Below are 14,567 nucleotides of genomic sequence, written 5' to 3'. Positions count from 1 at the left end.
TAAGGTATGGTCGGCATTATCATCGTGACACATGTGTCTTTAGGTGAAGCTCTGGTCTCATGTGCTCAACATATTATGGCGCGGGATTTGCCAAACTTACTACAATTATCAGTAAGTAAAGCAGATGAACCCGACGAGGTAGTAAAGCGTGCCAGCGAAATGATCAGCCGTTTAGATGATGGCTCTGGTGTGCTGCTGCTTACCGATATTTATGGCGGCACGCCATCCAATGTCGCTCAGCGCCTGGTCAGGGCCGGCAAAGTGGAAGCCATTGCCGGCGTGAATCTGCCTATGCTGGTGAGAACTCTTAGCTACAGCCATCAGGCGCTGGAAGTGGTCGTCAGCAAAGCCATTACCGGAGGCCTGGAAGGTGTGCTTTATATGCTGCCCGACAATACCCAGAAATAAGCGACATAAAGATACCGTCAGCAAAGCCATTTCAGTCGATTTATAAAGCATTCATGCTGCCCAGCAGCGCTCAGGAAATAAGTGATATGCCAATAAATGAAGTAGAAATCATCAACAAACTGGGCTTACATGCCCGAGCATCCAGCAAACTCACCCAGCTGGCCAGCCAGTTTCAATGCGAAGTCTGGCTAAGTCGCAACCAAAAACGCGTGAATGCAAAATCAATTATGGGCGTCATGATGCTGGCAGCGGGCAAAGGCAGCAAAATTCTGCTAGAAACTGACAACGGTCCTGACACAGAAAGTGCAATGACGGCAATCTCAGCCCTGATTGCAGACAAATTTGGTGAAGGCGAATAAAACCAGAATAAAACCGGAGCACTATTACACCATTAGCTGAAATTACAATAAACAGGCATTACCGGGAATAGTTCAGATCAGTTTTGTTCTCAAAATAACGACCGCGACCACCGTACATAGTGGTAAAAGAGGAAGGTTTATGAGCATTACGCTGCAAGGAATTGGTATTGGAGGAGGGATTGCAATCGGGCAAGCTCACCTTATATCGCATGCCGATATCGAAATTGCTCACTATCAACTGACCGCTGCCGACATCCCCGCCGAACTCGCCCGTTTTGATGATGCCATTCGCGTCACCCGCAAGTCCCTGGAAATGCTTTGGGGCAGTATCCCCGAAAATGCCCCTGCCGAGCTGGGTGCTTTTTTATCACTGCATATTATGCTGCTCAATGATCATATGCTCTCCAAAGAGCCACGCGTTCTGATCGAACAACAGCATTGCAATGCCGAGTGGGCGCTAAAGCTGCAACTGGAAGTATTACTTGCCCAGTTTGATGAAATCGAAGACGAATACCTGCGCGAGCGCCGCAGTGATGTGATCCAGGTAGTAGAGCGGGTATTTAAAACCCTTGCCGGCCACGAAAACCACTCGCATCCCCTGGCTGAAATTGCTCCCGACTGTATTTTGGTTGCGCATGATCTTAGTCCGGCCGATATGGTACTGTTTAAAGACACGGCCTACCTTGCCTTTATTACCGATGTGGGCGGCCCGACTTCACACACTGCCATTTTGGCCCGCAGCCTTGATCTGCCATCGGTACTGGCTTTGCGCCATGCCCGCGAGCTGATTCGTGAAAACGAGCTGATCATTGTTGATGGTATCAGCGGTGTGGTGATCATTGATCCAGATGAAACCATCTTAAAAGAATACCGTCACCTGCAAGCCAGCTGGCTCAAAAAACAACGGGCACTGCAAGACATCCGCACCAGCCGCCCCATCACAAAAGATGGTGAAGAAATCGAGCTGTTTGCCAATATTGAAGTACCTGATGATTGCAAATTATCCATAGAAAACGGTGCAAGTGGCGTGGGCCTGTTTCGCTCCGAGTTTTTATTTCTGTCCGAAGCCGATTTACCCACCGAAGAAGCACAGTTCCTCGCCTACAAACAAGTTGCTGAAGCCATGAAAGGCCAGCCGGTGATTATCCGTACCGTTGACCTGGGTAAAGATAAAATACCAAAATGGCAGCAGGAGCGAGAAGCTCCGAATCCAGCCCTGGGCCTCACCGGCATACGCCTTTGCATGGCAGAGCCGCAAATATTTCGTACCCAGCTACGCGCCCTGTTACGTGCGTCAGCCTATGGCAAGATCAAGCTGCTGCTTCCCATGCTCTCTTATGTGGGTGAGGTCAGGCAAACACGTAAGCATTTAGAAGAGACCAAAGCGCAATTACGCGAAGACAATATCGCTTTTGATGAAAATATCGAGCTGGGCGGGATGATCGAAGTACCTGCGGCAGCCGTGCAAGTGGCGCAATTTCTGGCCCATCTCGACTTTATCTCAATCGGCACCAATGACTTAATCCAGTACACGCTGGCGGTGGATCGCAACGATGATTCGGTATCCCATTTGTATGATCCGCTGCACCCGGCCGTGATTCAGCTACTGCATCATGTGATCAGCACCGCCGATCGCCTTGGCAAGCCGGTATCAATGTGCGGGGAAATGGCAGGGGATCCGGCCTTAACACGGCTCTTGCTGGGGCTGGGCTTAAGGCGCTTCTCTATGCTGCCGATTCAGCTGCTTAAGGTAAAACAGGAAATCCTGACTGGCGAGATGCATAAAATCAAACCGTTGGTGGAGCAAATGCTGGTGGCTGAAGACAGCCAGTGTCTGCGGGAATTATTACAACAGCTGCATAGCTGACACCAGCAAAGGCCAGGGGAATCTGGCAAAACCAGGTAAGCCTCAATATAAGCCCGCCTCGCCCTCGGGGCGGGTTTTAAAGCGACGGTGCAACCAGTAATACTGCGATGGGTGCTCACGCACCCGTTCTTCTATAAATGCATTCATGCGTGCCGTATCTGCCAGCACATCCTCACTGGGAAAACGCTCCCAGGCCGGATAATAACGACACACGAATCCCTCTTGGGTCAGCGTCGTAATAACCGGCACCACTCTGGCCTTCCCCAAACCCGCCAGGCGTGAAAGCCCCGGTACCGTTGCGGTTTGAATCCCAAAGAAAGGAACAAACACCGACTCACGCGGGCCCAGATCCTGGTCCGGCAGATAGTAAAAACACACACCCTGCCTGATGGCCCGCAAAATACCCCGTATGCCTTCGCTGCGCTTTACCAGCAGCGGATGATTAAAGCGTTGCCGCCCGCGTAATAGCAGCAGATCAAAAGCATTATCGTTAGCAGATGAATACATTGTTGCACCAAGGTGATCCACCATATGGCGTGTGCCGCCAAAATCCATACCTAGAAAATGCGGTGCCAGCAAAATAAGATGCTGATCCTCAACGGCAGTAAAATGCTCAAACCCCTCACGACGAACCAGAGCTTCAACCTGTGCTCGGGAACCAAACCACAGCTTGCTATAGAAAAAAATGCAGGTACAAAACTCACGGTAATGCTGCTTAAGAATCTGCTCGTGCTGCCCTGCTGCCCACTCTGGAAAGCACAGTTTTAAATTGGTCAGCCCGACATGGCGGCGGCTTTTAACTGCGTAATATAAGACAAAGCCCAGCATTGCCCCAAAACGGCGCAGCAGCCATAGGGGCAAACAACTTAGACACCAAAAAAACAGTAGTAAAAAACGATAAACCATTAGATACCTGAAAGATAAAACAGCTCATTAAACAATCTAATTATCCGTAAGAAAAACAGGGCTACTTTGCGGCCCCCTCTCCTTCTTCCGCCAGATCAGGCGGCAAAGGCGCGCCTGCAGGATGCTTGTAGCGGTTATAGCTCCATAAATACTGGCTTGGCGCACGGCGTACCATCGCTTCTACATTACGGTTCAAAATCAGCGCATCGGCCTGTGCATCGCCTCCAAATGCTTCATCAAGAGGTGCAAAATGCATTTTAAAACCTCGCCCCCAGGATAAACGCTCGGCAAAACACATTAGGATCACTGGCTGGGTCGATTTACTTAAACGCGGTAATAATGTCATTGTGTAAGCAAGCTTACCAAAAAATGGAGCCCAAGCCCCCTCCCCGGCCCCAGGAGCCTGATCCGGGAGTATATAAATGGCTTGCTTCTCTTTTAAGGTGCGAAGTAAGATCTTTACGCCACTGGCATTCGCGGGTGCAGCGCGGCCATTAGCGCGGTTTCGGCCTGTCACCATCAAAGGCTCCAGCCACTTAAGTTTTGGGGGCCGGTATAAAGCGGCCAGCACGCAAGGGATCTGTGTGCTTATATACACACCACAGACTTCGATTCCACCAAGATGCGGGGATACAAACATCATGGGGCGACCACTTTGCATTGCCGCTTCAACATGCTCCCAGCCGTCGCGTTCCTTCACCCAGCGGCCAACCTGCTCCGGCGTTCTAAGCCAGGCTGGTAAAAGTTCTACAGCCCCCATACCGTGGGCACTCACACTTAAGCGGTGCAATCGCTTATAATCTCCGCCATTTTGTGCAATACCCGACTGCTGCAAGTTGGCAGCCAAACGCTGTCTGTAGCGTGGCGATAACAGCCAAGCCAGCCAGCCAAGCAAAGCTCCAAGGCCATGAAATAGCCATAGGGGCAAGTAAGCAATAGGTTTTAGCAGCAGCATCAGGTTTTTACGCATCCAAGGGCAGGCTCCGGATTCTACCGGCAAAACAGGCGGTTACTAAGCGTTTAGGGCAATAAGTCATTTGTAGACACATGTAACAAATCACTTTATGAAAAAAATCTTAGTAAACCCCTCATTGAACAGGGAAACAATAATGCAAGAATTCCTCTTTACCTCTGAATCGGTTTCAGAAGGCCATCCAGATAAGGTGGCAGACCAGATCTCGGATTCCATCCTCGATGCTATTCTGACGCAAGACAAACACGCCCGCGTTGCTGCCGAAACTCTAGTCAATACCGGCCTTGTGGTACTGGCAGGTGAAATTACCACGCATGCCAATGTGGATTATATTCAGATTGCCCGCGATACCATCAAGCGTATTGGCTACGACCATAGCGATATTGGCTTTGATTACAAAACCTGCGCGGTGCTGGTGGCTTATGACAAGCAAAGCCCGGACATCGCCCAGGGCGTAAACGAAGGCCAGGGCCTGGATTTAGACCAGGGCGCTGGCGACCAGGGGCTGATGTTTGGTTATGCCTGCGATGAAACACCACAGCTGATGCCAATGCCGATTTACTACTCGCACCGCTTAATGCAGCGCCAGTCAGAAGTTCGCAAAGACGGCCGCCTGCCCTGGCTGCGCCCGGACGCTAAATCACAAGTGACCGTTCGCTACGATAAAGACACCGGCATGGCGACTGGCATTGATACCATTGTACTGTCTACCCAGCACCACCCGGATGTCAGCCACGCCCAGCTTTCCGAAGCGGTAATCGAAGAAATCATCAAGCCTGTGATTCCACCAGAGTTATTAATCGGTACCAAATACCTGATTAATCCGACTGGCCGTTTTGTCATCGGCGGCCCGATGGGTGATTGCGGTTTAACCGGCCGTAAAATCATTGTAGATACCTACGGCGGCGCAGCCCCGCACGGCGGCGGTGCTTTCTCGGGTAAAGACCCTTCCAAAGTAGACCGCTCAGCGGCCTATGCTGGCCGTTATGTAGCAAAGAATATCGTTGCAGCAGGGATTGCCAAGCAGTGTCTGGTGCAAGTGTCCTACGCAATTGGCGTGGCACAACCGGTATCGATCATGGTAGACACATGGGGCACGGGTAAATTACCTGAGCACGAAATTGTTGAGCTAATCAAACAGCACTTCGATTTACGCCCGAAAGGCATTATCCAGATGCTGGATCTGCTGCGCCCGGTATACACACGCACAGCGGCCTACGGTCACTTTGGTCGTGAAGAGCCAGACTTTTCGTGGGAGCGTACGGATAAAGTTGAAATCCTGCGCGCTGCGGCGGGGCTGTAAACCGGGGAAACAGCTGGCTTATGCTTGTGGTAGCTGACGCGCAACAGCCAGATTTCTCCTGGGAGGGCACTTGATAAAGTTGAAATCCTGCGCGCTGCGGCGGGGCTGTAAGCAATATATCAAGCCCAGTGAATCCAGCCTTAAAATAAAACGGGGACTCCTTGGCTTCCCCGTTTTTTTATTGACCACGCCATTATTTCTAGCGGAACGTCACCAAACAATTGGCCCATCAAAACCTCAATTCCCACCTTAGAAACAGGTGACAGGCTCACTTTAAAAAGCGTGTAACCTAATTCAGATTTGTCATTTGCTCCGGCACTCAATCCATAAATCCGGCAGGCTCTATTTAAATTATTTTGTAATAGAAAAAATGACCTGCTTTTAATTTGTGCCAGAACAACGCCAAGCAACACCAAACCGCCTCCCAGTAAATGAAAGCTCTGAATTTTTCCCCAAGAACAAACATCGCTATTAACGCCGTAGATAATGGCAGCAAATGCATAAATACTGCAGTACGATCAGCCCCCAGGTGATGTACGCCTCGCATCCAGCAATAGGCAGCAATTAAAGATGATGCAACCCCTGCAAACAGAACCAGGCCTATTCCCCTTACCGGAATCACCATCGGGTAATGCCTCCAATCAGTTGAAGTGAAGCTTGTGTCAATGACGGACACCATGACATTGCTCATCACTACCTCCATACACTGACTTTACAGGATTGGAGGTGTCCGTTATTCCCAGCAGGCCTCAAACATTTGATTAGTGCGCATGCGTGCTTACCTCGTTAGATAATTTAAAATGCACACAATCAATTTATATGTATTAAGGAAAGTGCGACCAAGTTGGTCGGATCGCTATCATGAGTAACATGCCCAAATTTTAAATTTTCATGATTCCATGCATCGACCTCATTCCCTCCCAAATACGGGATTTTATAGGTGCCCATTTCCTGATTTCCTGGTGCAGTTTTACATACTCCCTCTTCTTACGTTAAGGACGTATCCGTTAAAACGGGATAAGGGCCAGGTCATGGGGCAGGTCTCAAGCGGTTGCTGACCCGCTCAGCGTCGGGTAATCGGTGTAACCCTTCTCGCCTGGCGTGTAGAAGGTGGCCTTATCGGGCGTATTGAGCGCAGCACCTCTGTGGAAACGCTCTGGCAGATCTGGGTTGGCTAGGAAGGCGCTGCCAAACACCGTGGCATCGGCCATTCCTGCGGCAAGTGCTGCTTCAGCGGTGGCTTGATCCAATCCACCACCCAACAGATAGGCGCTGTTGAATTTGGGCTTGAGCAAGGCGTGGTAGTCCACCTTGGCGCCGAACAGCGCTACATGCAGGTAAGCCAGATTGAATTGTGGAAGCTGATCTACTAGATAGGTGTAGGTTTCCTCTGGATTGGCATCGATGATGTCGTTAAATCCCATCTCGGGCGAAATCTTGATGCCGACTCGGTCGCCACCAGCTTCGGCCACCATGGCTGACAGCACCTTGAGCACAAAGCGGGCGCGATTGGCGACCGAGCCGCCGTAGGCGTCTTGACGCTGATTGCTGCCCGACGACAGGAACTGCTCCGGCAAGTAGCCCGATGCGGCGTGCAACTCCACGCCGTCAAACCCCGCAGCCAATGCACGACGGGTAGCTAGCCGATAATCCTCGATCACTTGAGCGATTTCCAGCAGGCTCAATTCGTGGGGCGTGCCCAAATCTTGCTGACCAGTAGTAGTCCAAACCTGGCCCTTGGGCTGAATGGCCGATGGTGCAACAGGCAGTGCACCACTGGGCAACATGGACGGATGCGAAATTCGACCGCAGTGCATCAACTGCATGAAGATCCGGGCACCGCGTGCATGTACTGCCTCAGTCACCTGTTTCCAAGCAGTGACCTGATCTTCGGTTTCGATACCTGGCGTGTTGACGTAACCCTTGCCCATGGCAGTAGGGAACACCCCTTCGCTGATGATCAAACCCGCCGACGCGCGTTGTGCGTAGTAGGTGACTGTCAGGTCACTGGGCACTCCGGCCTCATCGGCCCGTGAGCGGGTCATAGGAGCCATGACCATGCGGTTGACAAGGGTATAGCGTCCGATCTGAACGGGGGTAAACAATGGACTCATAGCGTGTTCCTTTGAAAGTTGTAGAGTGACTAGATATAACTTTGCATGCAGCCCACTAGGTCTGCGTTGCAAAGGTGTTGATACTCACCATTCTCTTTGAAATCATTTTGGGGATAAAGGAGGTAAAATGGAAATCATTGTTCCAAAAATGAGGCAATTAGATGGCGTTATTGAACGACATGGCGCTGTTTGTGGAAGTAGTGCGGGCCATGAGCTTTCGTCGCGCGGCAGATGCCATCGGAGTGTCGAACTCGACCCTGTCGCGGCGCGTCAGCACGCTAGAAAAATCAATAGGCCTGCGCCTGCTACGCCGTACCACCCGCAAGCTAGAGTTGACCGAGGCGGGGCAGATTTACTACGAACACTGCAAACGCATCGTGGATGAAGCCAAACTGGCCCACGAACAACTGGGCGACCTTCTGGCTCAACCCAGCGGGGTGCTGCGCGCCTCGTTACCCGTAGACTTTGCGGCCACTTACTTGGCCCCGCTGATTGCCGAATTTGCCCGCAGCTACCCTGGCATCCTTTTTGATTTCGACCTGACACCACAGCGGGCGGATTTGGTGGCCGAGCCGTTTGACGTAGCCATCCGTATGGGGGAACCCCAAGACTCAGGCTTAATTGCCCGAAAACTGGCCAGCCTCCCAACCTTGTATCTTGTTCCCTTGTATCTTGTTCCCTGTGGTGGTTAGCTACTACCACACGAGGCAAAGTGAGTTTGGGCCCAACCTTAAGGCATTGACCTTCTCTTGTAGATCAAACCCTTCGCCTCTCTTCTTTCGCCAAATCAGACACTGAACGGTAGCCAAGGGCGCTGACCCTGTATGCACAAGGCAAGTGGGCGAATTAGGCTTTTTTACAGGAAGAGTTCTCATGTTTTATCTTGGTATGGATGTGGCTAAAGCTAAACTCGATTGTTATTTGCTAACCCAGCTTGACCCGCTCAAAGGCAAAGCCAAAGTCGTTACCAATACCGCCAAAGGTCTCGCCGATTTACTGGCCTGGCTGACTAAAAATCACATCCCTCATGATCAGTTGCACGTCACCATGGAAGCCACTGGCGTGTATCACGAATTAGCCGCTACGCTGCTACATGATGCTGGCGTGTGCGTCTCGATTGCCAATCCCGCACAGGTCAAACATTTTGGCCAAGGCCTCGCTGTTCGCACCAAAACCGATGGCGTTGATAGCCAAGTGCTGGCACGTTACTGCGCCATGATTAACCCTGCCGCGTGGCTGCCTCCGCCGCCCGAAGCCCGCATTTTGAAAGGGTTTCTTGCCCGCCGCGAAGCGATTCTGCAAGACTTGCTGCGCGAACAAAATCGCCAAGAAAAAGCACAGTCGACTGTTACACCAGAGCTGATTCATCAGTCGATTAACGACAGCATCGCCTTTCTAAACGCGCAACTCAAAAAGCTGCAAAGCCAAATCGACGATCACATCGACCGCCATCCAGGACTGAAAAATGACCTGGATTTACTACAAAGCATCCCTGCAATTGGACCGCAAAGTGGGACACAATTGTTGGCTGTGATGCACATGCATCAGTTCAATACAGCCGAACAACTATCGGCCTATTTGGGCTTGGTGCCGGTCGAGCGACAATCAGGTTCGTCACTATTAGGTCGCGCTAAACTGTCCAAAGCTGGCCCTTCGCAAATACGTGCAGTACTTTATATGGCCGCTATTGTTGCCACAAAATACAACCCCCACGTCAAAGCCTTATTTGAACGTTTGCTTGCCCGAGGCAAGAGCAAAATGTCTGCCTTGGGCGCTTGCATGCGCAAACTGGTACACCTGAGCTTCGGCGTGCTGAAAACACAGAAAAAGTATCAAGCTGAGTATCAAAATGCTTGACCGGCAAGACGGTATCTACCTGTATGCCTCGCCTAGTTACTTGGCCAGCGCGGGCGAACCGCTGCAGCCCGCCGACTTGTCACTGTACGAGTGCCTAGGTTTCAGGACCGTAAAAGCTTGGACGCTGAACTGCCCAACAACTCAAACCGACATGCAAATTGAAGTTGGTGGCCGATTTCAGCTTAACAGCGTGGGCATGATGCGACGACTGGCCACACTGGATCTGGGCATTGTGTTAACGACCGAGGCCATGGTGGCGGACGAATTGGCTAGTGGGCGCTTACAAAGGGTTCTTCCCCTCTGGCAAGGTGTACCCGTACCCGTCTACGCTATTACCGAAACTAGGCTGTTACCCGCAAAGACGCAGCGCTTCATCGAGTTCCTGCGAGAACGGCTGGGGCAGGGATAAGCACATTTTTGTGTGTTGCTGGCGGTGAATTTGTCCTCACAGCTTTGTACTAAATGTCAGTTTTTTATTTGTAAACCATTTTCTATACGCGATCGGAGTGGCAACGAGGGCAGTGAACGGCGATGGATACCATGAAGAGATGAGTCTCAAAGGTACCCATCAGCTCAACCGATCGGAGGCATCACCCACCATCGTTTGTGCGCTAAACGCCACCGGAATCAAGATCAGCACAGCAAGCACAATCTGTATGTATAAATTATGCCAATGGCTAAAAGGTAAAGCCCAGCGACGCAGAAAAATACCATAAAGTGCATAGGCCACGGTGCCAATCAGCATCAGCATATCGCCATGATTTATTCCACTGGCAAGCAAGCTGACAGGATAGCCCTTATCAAGCAGAGACAGCACCCAGCAGGATGAGCAAAAAATCCCCAGAGCGGCTGCGGCACCAGGCCTTGTTTTTGTGATTAAGGCATTCAGCAGCAAAAATGAAAGCGGAATCAAAGACGTAATCACCCCCATCTTGGTCGCAGTCGTGCTATGCGCTACGTAATAAGCAAGGCACTGAAACAGCACCATCCCTAACAGGGCCAATACAAGAAATTTACCTAAATAAGGCCTAATAGCGCGCCGTTGTTACCAGAGAGTCTTAAAACAAAAAGGTGTTAACACTAGGGCCGCCAGAAGCCAGCGATAAAAAGAAATGGCGCCAGGATCAAGCACACCTGCTGCTTTAGAAACCACGGTATTAGTGGCCCAGATCATGACCGCAAGCAGGGGAAAAAGGATGGGCATAACGCTTTCTTTCTAAAAAAGATAAATGGCCGCCAGTATAAACTTGTCTTTTTGAATGCAAGCACAGCAAACCAGATATTACATCTTTGAAAGCAGGCAAGTTAAAGTGAAAACACCCAACACAGATTTAAGCCCGCCCACACAAATCCACGATATTTTCGCTACCAGCAGACCTTTCAAGAATCTTGTCTGGTCAGCCCCCCATCAGCGATCATACGATGAATCAGTTTGCCTCCCGAAACACAGCCGCCAGCAAAAACAAGGTGCCATTTTTATTCCTAAAGCATAAAAATCAACCGGACCTGCAATTAAAAACACCATTTTTTTCAATTACCCCATTATATGCATTACCCATGTACAGAAGATGGGGGAATTCATACAACCGGCATCAATAAGAAACGGCAATTGGCATTTGTAATTCATGCAGAAATAGGATAAAAACGAGGCTCAAGCGCTCATCGCCTGAATATAAAGAAGGAATGCTCATAAATGACGATGATTCACCTTGCCACCAGCCTTGCCTTGCTGTGGCTGCATCTGGCCGGGCTAACTTTAGTATTGGGCCACTGGCTGCCCTATCCGATAGCCAGAGCATCAGGCGTGCTCCTGATTACGCTTATGATGTTTTTTATTGAGCATTTTATAGGCCTGGGTAATCTAAATAGTATTTGGCCAATCACGACAATTCTTGCCACATCATCCCTTTATTTATTTAAACAAGAAGCCACAGGCAGCCGTTTTAAAGCGGCAGAAATTGCTTTTCTATTTGCACTGGCCTATGGGCTTATCTGGAAATTTATATTCCCGGCTATTTATCCTACATCCGAGCGTGTTACTGATCTTTATTTTATGGCCAATTATTATTCAGGCAGCCTTTTACCGCCGCCCGATCATTGGTTTGCAGGTCATCGCTTTGATTTTTACTATGCCTTTCAGCATTACGGTGCAGCGCTGATGGGGCGACTGTTTGGCTGGGATATTGGCTTTGCCTATAACCTCGCCTTTGTACTTCTAATGGCACTGGGCCTCAGCCTTGCCTGGGAGTTCACTACCCGCTTTGTTAGCGGCCACCTGCATCGCCTTGTCCTGATTATTGCCCTTGCTTTGGGAGGAACCGGCGTTTCACCCTTTTTAAATTTATTTGTTTCCCCCGCCAGTGATACCCCTGTCAGCTGGCAAGCCAATGATCAGATGTGGGCCAGTGCGCGTTTTATCGGCAGCTACGATGCACGGGTAAATACAGATCTTGGCCAGCGGCTTTTCCCCTTACTGACCCCAGAAACCAAGCCTGCACCAGATTTTGAAGCGCGCGATTTACCGCTGGAAAACTTTGGTTATCAGTTTTTCCTTGGCGATTATCATCCACCGCTGGGTGGCTTTTTTCTACTGTTTTTAGCACTGACACTGATTGCATGGCTGGAACAAAAACGCGGCGATCAGCCCGAAGAAATCCTCCATGCCCGCTTCGCCCAAGGCCTGCTGGCCCTTACGCTGCCGGTTATGCTGATCACCAATACCTGGATCACCCCCATGCTGGCCGTGCTGCTGTTTACATGGGCAGGCTGGCGGCATTACAACAAAAACCCGCCAGACTGGAGCGCCATTTTTACAGGCGGCATACTCGGATTTTTACTGATTTACCCTTTCCTCTCAGGCTTTGCCAGCCAGGCTATCGGCACGCCAATCCGTCTTGTGCACAGCATTGACCGAACACCGGTTAGCCGGTTTATATTACTACTCTGGCCGCTATTTACACTATTTGCCCTCGCCCTTACCGAAAAACGCCAGCGCCCGCTTGCCCTCGCCCTCGTCATTGCCTTTACCAGCATGCTGCTTCTGGGGGAATTTATCTTTGTTGACGACCCCAGTGCAGCTAAATTCGAGCGCACCAACACCACGATGAAATGGTGGGGCTGGATGTGGAGCGGAGCACTTCTGAGCACAGGTGCAATAGCTTTAGGATCAGGCAGACGCTGGGTACGCAATACCGCCGCCGCTGTTTTGCTACTGACCTGCAGCTATGCCATCAACACGGCACAATATATCTGGCATACGCCTAAGGGTGATCTGGGCAAGCTCGCTGGCACACATTGGTTTAGTAATGATGCACCGGTAAAAGACACCATCCGCTATCTAAGCCAGGCCCCCCAGGGCATCGTGCTGGAAAACTGGCTGGGCGATGCTTATACCAATCAAACATTATTCTCGCTGTATTCGCGGCAACCTTCTTTGCTCGGCTGGCCTAATCATGTCAGCTTGTGGCACGGCGCACCTCAGCAAGTCTGGCTGCTTAATCAGCAAATTAAAGATTTCTATTCAGGCGTGCAAAGCAATCCGCTCGCCTGGCTGCAACAAAACAAAGTGCAGTACGTGATCTGGGGCAGGCCTGAAAGTTCGTCGCCTGCCTGGCAAACAATTAATGCGGCCATTGCCCCTGGATATGACTGGCGGCCGTTCCTGGAAACACCCGAAGCCCGCATAGGGCTTTGGGTTAAGCGACAAAAATAATAATGAGCCCACATAAGCACGGCCCCAATGACCGAGGATAACGAGATGCTACTGTCAATTATCGTGCCCTGTTATAACGAGGAAGCAGTCATTGCTGAAACGCTCAAGCGGCTTAGCACCTTCAGCGAAGAAGTAAATGATCTGGATATAGAGTTTATTTTTATCGATGATGGCAGCAAAGACGCCACACGCAGTATCTTAAAACAGCACGCCGCCTACGATCATCGTATTCGCCTGATTGGTTTTTCACGTAATTTTGGCCACCAGATTGCAGTCACCGCAGGTATTGACGCTGCACGCGGTGATGCCGTTGTGCTAATTGATGCCGATCTACAAGACCCGCCCGAAGCCATCCACGGCATGCTGGAAAAATGGCAGGAAGGCTACGATGTGGTTTACGGCACCCGCACCGACAGACCCGGCGAAACAGCATTTAAACGCACCACGGCCAAAAAATTCTACCGGCTGCTAAATCGCCTCTCGGATGTTGCTATCCCGCTGGACACCGGTGATTTCAGGCTAATGAGCCGTGCCGTGGTTAACACACTCAAAGCCATGCCCGAGCGAGATCGTTTCGTGCGCGGCATGGTCAGCTGGGCAGGCTTTAAACAGGTTGCACTACCTTATCAGCGCTCCAAACGCTTTGCAGGCAAAAGTAAATATTCGCTGCCCAAAATGATTCGTTTTGCCAGCGATGGCATTATGTCTTTCTCTGCCAAACCTTTACAGCTGGCCATGGCAATGGGAATGGGAGCATCACTGCTGGCGCTGATTGGTATTTTTTATGCGCTCTTTTTGCGCATCTTCACCAATATCTGGGTAGAAGGCTGGACAGCCTTAATGATCGCCGTGTTGTTTCTGGGCGGGGTTCAACTGATTTGCATCGGCATTTTAGGCGAGTACATTGGGCGTATTTATAAAGAATCAAAACAAAGGCCACTCTATGTTGTGCAAGAGTATTGTGGCTTTAGTGAAGAAATCGCTTTTTCACGCAGCCCCATCGTTGATAGAAAATAACTGATGAATAACCATAAGCAGCAAGATTGCAGCCGCACCTTTTAAAGAACC

At 50.6% G+C, this 14,567-nt stretch carries 14 protein-coding genes and 1 pseudogene; 9 read left to right on the top strand and 6 right to left on the bottom strand.

The genetic code is table 11. The features are described 5' to 3' along the window. Positions 1–6: 6 nt before the first annotated feature. From EJO50_RS14495 to ptsP, 3 genes are all read left to right on the top strand, one after another. Positions 7–408, top strand: coding sequence for a PTS sugar transporter subunit IIA (locus EJO50_RS14495; RefSeq protein ID WP_125975338.1), 402 nt, complete (start codon positions 7–9; stop codon positions 406–408). 86 nt (positions 409–494) lie between these two features. Further along, positions 495–767 carry an HPr family phosphocarrier protein gene (locus tag EJO50_RS14490; protein WP_125976544.1) on the top strand — a complete coding sequence of 91 codons (273 nt, stop codon included), beginning with the start codon at positions 495–497 and terminating at the stop codon, positions 765–767. Positions 768–906: 139 nt separating this feature from the next. Continuing rightward, a complete protein-coding gene (gene ptsP / locus EJO50_RS14485; protein WP_125975336.1) occupies positions 907–2,634 on the top strand; it encodes a phosphoenolpyruvate--protein phosphotransferase in 1,728 nt (575 codons plus the stop codon). 42 nt (positions 2,635–2,676) lie between these two features. On the opposite strand, the gene EJO50_RS14480 is transcribed toward ptsP, so the two are convergent. Both EJO50_RS14480 and EJO50_RS14475 read right to left on the bottom strand, forming a co-directional pair. Then, a complete protein-coding gene (locus EJO50_RS14480; RefSeq protein WP_233702103.1) occupies positions 2,677–3,495 on the bottom strand; it encodes a lysophospholipid acyltransferase family protein in 819 nt (272 codons plus the stop codon). Between the two features lie 106 nt (positions 3,496–3,601). Next, positions 3,602–4,510, bottom strand: a complete 909-nt coding sequence (locus EJO50_RS14475) for a lysophospholipid acyltransferase family protein (RefSeq protein ID WP_125975332.1) — start codon at positions 4,508–4,510, stop codon at positions 3,602–3,604. A 139-nt stretch (positions 4,511–4,649) separates the two neighbouring features. On the opposite strand from EJO50_RS14475, the gene metK reads away from it, so the two are divergent. Next, entirely contained in the window at positions 4,650–5,816 is a 1,167-nt protein-coding gene (gene metK / locus EJO50_RS14470; RefSeq protein WP_125975330.1) for a methionine adenosyltransferase, read from the top strand. A 140-nt stretch (positions 5,817–5,956) separates the two neighbouring features. On the opposite strand, the gene EJO50_RS17560 is transcribed toward metK, so the two are convergent. From EJO50_RS17560 to EJO50_RS14460, 3 genes are all read right to left on the bottom strand, one after another. Further along, on the bottom strand, positions 5,957–6,229 hold the full coding sequence (locus EJO50_RS17560) for a hypothetical protein (protein ID WP_233702302.1): 273 nt from the start codon (positions 6,227–6,229) through the stop codon (positions 5,957–5,959). Beyond that, positions 6,163–6,441 (bottom strand): EamA family transporter, encoded by a 279-nt coding sequence (locus EJO50_RS17555; RefSeq protein ID WP_233702292.1) that lies wholly within the window; start codon positions 6,439–6,441, stop codon positions 6,163–6,165. The genes EJO50_RS17560 and EJO50_RS17555 overlap by 67 nt, the downstream gene beginning before the upstream one ends. Positions 6,442–6,859: 418 nt before the next feature. Beyond that, entirely contained in the window at positions 6,860–7,930 is a 1,071-nt protein-coding gene (locus EJO50_RS14460; protein ID WP_125975328.1) for an alkene reductase, read from the bottom strand. A gap of 161 nt (positions 7,931–8,091) precedes the next feature. On the opposite strand from EJO50_RS14460, the gene EJO50_RS14455 reads away from it, so the two are divergent. From EJO50_RS14455 to EJO50_RS14445, 3 genes are all read left to right on the top strand, one after another. Beyond that, positions 8,092–8,622, top strand: a complete 531-nt coding sequence (locus tag EJO50_RS14455) for a LysR family transcriptional regulator (RefSeq protein WP_206434404.1) — start codon at positions 8,092–8,094, stop codon at positions 8,620–8,622. Positions 8,623–8,803: 181 nt separating this feature from the next. Next, entirely contained in the window at positions 8,804–9,787 is a 984-nt protein-coding gene (locus EJO50_RS14450) for an IS110 family RNA-guided transposase (RefSeq protein ID WP_125971014.1), read from the top strand. Further along, complete coding sequence (locus EJO50_RS14445; protein WP_125975326.1) at positions 9,780–10,196, top strand: LysR substrate-binding domain-containing protein; 417 nt, start codon at positions 9,780–9,782, stop codon at positions 10,194–10,196. Before EJO50_RS14450 ends, EJO50_RS14445 begins: the two co-directional genes overlap by 8 nt. Positions 10,197–10,355: 159 nt before the next feature. Here the strand turns inward: EJO50_RS14445 and EJO50_RS14440 are convergent. Next, positions 10,356–10,961, bottom strand: a pseudogene (locus EJO50_RS14440) (DMT family transporter). Between the two features lie 519 nt (positions 10,962–11,480). Between EJO50_RS14440 and EJO50_RS14435 the strand changes: the two are divergent. Beyond that, positions 11,481–13,499 carry a DUF2298 domain-containing protein gene (locus tag EJO50_RS14435; protein WP_125975324.1) on the top strand — a complete coding sequence of 673 codons (2,019 nt, stop codon included), beginning with the start codon at positions 11,481–11,483 and terminating at the stop codon, positions 13,497–13,499. Positions 13,500–13,544: 45 nt separating this feature from the next. Continuing rightward, positions 13,545–14,516 (top strand): glycosyltransferase family 2 protein, encoded by a 972-nt coding sequence (locus tag EJO50_RS14430; RefSeq protein WP_125975322.1) that lies wholly within the window; start codon positions 13,545–13,547, stop codon positions 14,514–14,516. Positions 14,517–14,567 lie beyond the last annotated feature (51 nt).

Source organism: Iodobacter ciconiae (genome assembly GCF_003952345.1).
GTDB classification, from domain to species: domain Bacteria; phylum Pseudomonadota; class Gammaproteobacteria; order Burkholderiales; family Chitinibacteraceae; genus Iodobacter; species Iodobacter ciconiae.
The sequence above is the reverse complement of the archived record's forward strand: the minus strand, read 5'-3'. Positions and strand labels throughout refer to the sequence as shown.

What these genes read in the sequence shown, in the direction of transcription:
- metK (WP_125975330.1), top strand. Translation starts at nt 4,650, where the DNA reads ATGCAAGAATTCCTCTTTACCTCTGAATCGGTTTCAGAAGGCCATCCA.
- EJO50_RS14455 (WP_206434404.1), top strand. Translation starts at nt 8,092, where the DNA reads ATGGCGTTATTGAACGACATGGCGCTGTTTGTGGAAGTAGTGCGGGCC.
- EJO50_RS14475 (WP_125975332.1), bottom strand. Translation starts at nt 4,510, where the DNA reads ATGCGTAAAAACCTGATGCTGCTGCTAAAACCTATTGCTTACTTGCCC.
- EJO50_RS14460 (WP_125975328.1), bottom strand. Translation starts at nt 7,930, where the DNA reads ATGAGTCCATTGTTTACCCCCGTTCAGATCGGACGCTATACCCTTGTC.
- EJO50_RS14435 (WP_125975324.1), top strand. Translation starts at nt 11,481, where the DNA reads ATGACGATGATTCACCTTGCCACCAGCCTTGCCTTGCTGTGGCTGCAT.
- EJO50_RS17555 (WP_233702292.1), bottom strand. Translation starts at nt 6,441, where the DNA reads ATGGTGATTCCGGTAAGGGGAATAGGCCTGGTTCTGTTTGCAGGGGTT.
- EJO50_RS14490 (WP_125976544.1), top strand. Translation starts at nt 495, where the DNA reads ATGCCAATAAATGAAGTAGAAATCATCAACAAACTGGGCTTACATGCC.
- EJO50_RS14495 (WP_125975338.1), top strand. Translation starts at nt 7, where the DNA reads ATGGTCGGCATTATCATCGTGACACATGTGTCTTTAGGTGAAGCTCTG.
- EJO50_RS14430 (WP_125975322.1), top strand. Translation starts at nt 13,545, where the DNA reads ATGCTACTGTCAATTATCGTGCCCTGTTATAACGAGGAAGCAGTCATT.
- EJO50_RS14445 (WP_125975326.1), top strand. Translation starts at nt 9,780, where the DNA reads ATGCTTGACCGGCAAGACGGTATCTACCTGTATGCCTCGCCTAGTTAC.
- EJO50_RS14450 (WP_125971014.1), top strand. Translation starts at nt 8,804, where the DNA reads ATGTTTTATCTTGGTATGGATGTGGCTAAAGCTAAACTCGATTGTTAT.
- ptsP (WP_125975336.1), top strand. Translation starts at nt 907, where the DNA reads ATGAGCATTACGCTGCAAGGAATTGGTATTGGAGGAGGGATTGCAATC.